At 41.8% G+C, this 2,683-nt stretch carries 2 protein-coding genes; both read right to left on the bottom strand.

From position 1 onward, the window contains the following. Positions 1-811: 811 nt before the first annotated feature. Complete coding sequence (locus tag ACU696_RS20890; RefSeq protein ID WP_012634451.1) at positions 812-1,456, bottom strand: quinolone resistance pentapeptide repeat protein QnrD1; 645 nt, start codon at positions 1,454-1,456, stop codon at positions 812-814. A gap of 960 nt (positions 1,457-2,416) precedes the next feature. Beyond that, on the bottom strand, positions 2,417-2,683 hold a 267-nt coding region (locus ACU696_RS20885; RefSeq protein WP_369479452.1), incomplete at its 5' end, for a hypothetical protein.

Below are 2,683 nucleotides of genomic sequence, written 5' to 3'. Positions count from 1 at the left end.
TGACGCTAACGCCTTAAATTTTTCACGCCCTTGATTATATTTTTCTGCCCCGATCACCGGATCTTCACAACGAACCCCTTGAACCGGTCGCTTATCAAATGACAATTCCCATAAATTTAATTCTTCGATGTATTCGTAATCTTCTGGCGATGCCAAACGAAATAATTGAGACATAGAGACACCCTCCGATCATGTGTGAACGGAGACAGTATAAGGCTTTCGAGAAATTCCGCTTCCTCGACGTGAAACAAGTTCACGCCTTGCGGCGAGCGTTGCGAATTGAATTTATGAGGTTTACCAAGCTCCAGATGTAACAAAGCCCCGTGACAGCATCACAGGGCTCTGGTACTCTAAATCTTGTGCATTCGTTGCTCAGATTAGACGTCGCAATCCAATCTTAGCAACGTGAGAGGCGCTTGTCACGTTCTCATTAAATACCAGCCAACGACATTAACCCAAATGCACCACTTGATTGACTCGGACTTAGCCCGGTCTCCGAAAGGATAAACAGGCAAATTGTGGTAGTAAAACGTACCGGAAAACGAAATTCCGGCTCTACCTCCGAATCACGCTGCGGTATCGAAAGATTACAGTGCGTACCTGATAAGAGCACCAATCAACGGACTAGGGATTTCTTGGATTGCGAAGTGTCGAAAGAAGCCCAACCTAACCAAACTTAGCCAGATTAACGAGCTAAGAGACCATGACCCAATAACTGATCATGGAGAAAAGCAAAGACAAGATGAAGATGTCGCTTCGCTCCGTTTTGATTAGTACCACATTGGGGCATTAGGCGTTTTTTACCTAGATTTTATCGGTGAACAATAACACCTAAACTCTCAACAAGCTGAAGCGCCTGCTCTCCATCCAACTTCACTCCATCTAAATTAATTCGCCTTGCATCAAGCTCGCCAAGCGCCCCACCCGTTAAATCACAACCAGTAAAATCAGCCAAAGACCAATCAAACGATGAAAACTCCCCACAAGAAAGATCGGAGCCACGAAACACGGCGCCAGTTATCACAGTGCCATTCCAGCGATTTTCCCACAGTTCGCACTTTTCTAATATGACTCTAGAAAAATTAGCGTAACTAAGATTTGTCTTGGTTATATAAGCACTACAAAACCATGACCTTGTAGTTATCATATTCATAAAATTAGCCCCTCGAAAATCAGCTCCTTGAGCTAAACACTCACTAATTTCAAGACCTAAGGCGCTAATGTTTTTAAAATTACTCATTGATAAATCGCAGCTTTTAAAGCTAGCGTTTTTTAGTTTGGCTCTATTAAAATCACACCCTTCCAAGCTATTCCTGTCGTAAAAACTACAATCAACAAATTCAGTATCAGTTAAATCAACCCCTGAAAAATCACAATTTGAAAAGGCAATATTTTTAACTCTATTCCCCGTAAATTGATCTCGTGAAAACTTTTCATTGATAAAGTGCTTTTCCATACATGCTACACCTGGTTATTTATACAGTGCAATCATTGTACATTAATTTGAACAACCTTAAACTCTAGCTAAAATTGATTCATACAATCCCTTTTATGTTAAACGGGCGAGTTAGTTAGCAAAAACCTCCCGTTCATCCCCATTAAAGCCCCTCGAAACGATTTTAAGACACGATCACCCTATAAAACACCCAAATCTACGCTGAAAGTTTAGAACGGTTTTGCGGGCTTCTGAGTGCGTTTTTAACATCGTGCAAACTGACAAGTAAAACGATGCGAAATCGCTGAAAGTCACAAACTTGTTTTGTGGCAAGAAGCGATTTGACCAACCGAGTAAAACGAGGGCGGTAGGCTTTTTGTTTTTATCCTGATGAGCGTCCAGCGAAGAAAGGGAAAAACAGGGGGAGCCGAAACGAAATGACACGCCCCAGCGATGGCAAGTGAACCCCAGTGAACGTGTTTCGTTTTGGGGGCAAAGCCCCCCGTCAAGCGAAGCGTCTGACCACCACATTTTTGAGCGACCAAATACAGGGGCGAAAAAAGGGGGTGGTCAGACGAACGCAGTGAGTTTGACGGGCTTGGGTGAATGGTTTTTTTCGCAGGCGTCCAGCCGAAGAAAATAGCCAGAGGGCGGAGCCTTATGTCATTCATTTTCGTCCAGAAAATGAGTGGCATTGATACTGAAAGTATCATGGGGTGCAAGTTAGTAAAACTATGATTCTACCCATTATTTCACCCGTTATTCTGCCCGTTATACCTAAATTGGGTGCAATAACGGGTAAAGTAATAGGTAGAATAACAGGTGGATTAATGGGTAAGAAATAACACAACGTCATCTTGTGTCTATCTATTATTCTGTATCTTATTCTATGTATTATTCTACCTATTACAGACGAAATAGATAAAATAAGAGATAGAATAATAGATAGGATAATACATAAAATAATAGGTAAACCTAACGTCAGCGCACCTTTTCTTCGAGCTGTTTTAGCATCGAAATATCACCTAATAACCGTTGATTTTTACCTGTGAAAAAGATGATCGGACTGACATTTGCATTATCAATACTTCGGCTTAACTGAATTCCCATCGCCTGATAATCATCATCGTTTGTGCAATGGTATAACGCTAAAACAAGCTGACATTGTTCTGGAGTTCCGCATTCTATTGCCCAGCGGATCAACTCCGAAAAGGTCAATCCGTTCGGTTTCCAGTGTTTTTTATGCCG

The sequence above is a fragment of the Providencia sp. PROV_01 genome, assembly GCF_053098325.1.
Note: the sequence above shows the minus strand (reverse complement) of the source record. Positions and strands in the feature narration are given on the sequence as shown.

What these genes read in the sequence shown, in the direction of transcription:
- ACU696_RS20890 (WP_012634451.1), bottom strand. Translation starts at nt 1,456, where the DNA reads ATGGAAAAGCACTTTATCAATGAAAAGTTTTCACGAGATCAATTTACG.